The 482-nt window shown below is 66.6% G+C and carries 1 protein-coding gene; it reads right to left on the bottom strand.

The genetic code is table 11. The features are described 5' to 3' along the window. Positions 1–73 precede the first annotated feature (73 nt). On the bottom strand, positions 74–482 hold a 409-nt coding region (locus FJV41_RS55580), incomplete at its 5' end, for a LysR substrate-binding domain-containing protein (protein ID WP_246137931.1).

Here is a 482-nt window from a genome sequence, read left to right on the forward strand (position 1 = left end):
GATGCTGCCGAACAGTTCCCTCTCCCTTCAGGGAGAGGGTTAGGGTGAGGGTGAATGAAATGGCGTGACACTGTCACCTGTCGAGCCATCCCTGCAGGGCCTCGGTCATCAGTTCGCCGAGCAGCGCCACGGCGGCGGAATGCGATTCCTCACGCGGGGTTTGTCGCAGGCTGACGGCCAGACTTCCTGGAGCTGGCAGGAGTCCTCCTGCGGGGCGCAGGTTGCCTGGCATGCCGATGCGGGTGCGTATCGTCAGGCCCAGCCCGGCCTGCACCGCCGCCCAGATGCCGCTCAGGCTGTGGCTGACGAACACCACCTGCCAGGGGATCCCCGCGGCATCGAGACAGGCAATGGCGCGGGAGCGCATCAGGCACGGGCTGTCGAACATCACCAGCGGCAGCGGCTCGCCGGAGACCAGCAGAGCGCGAATATCCAGGTCAGGATGCGCAATCCACGCCAGCGGGCAGAGGCCCAGCCGTGAA

The sequence above is a fragment of the Myxococcus llanfairpwllgwyngyllgogerychwyrndrobwllllantysiliogogogochensis genome, assembly GCF_006636215.1.
Classification (GTDB): Bacteria; Myxococcota; Myxococcia; order Myxococcales; family Myxococcaceae; genus Myxococcus; species Myxococcus llanfairpwllgwyngyllgogerychwyrndrobwllllantysiliogogogochensis.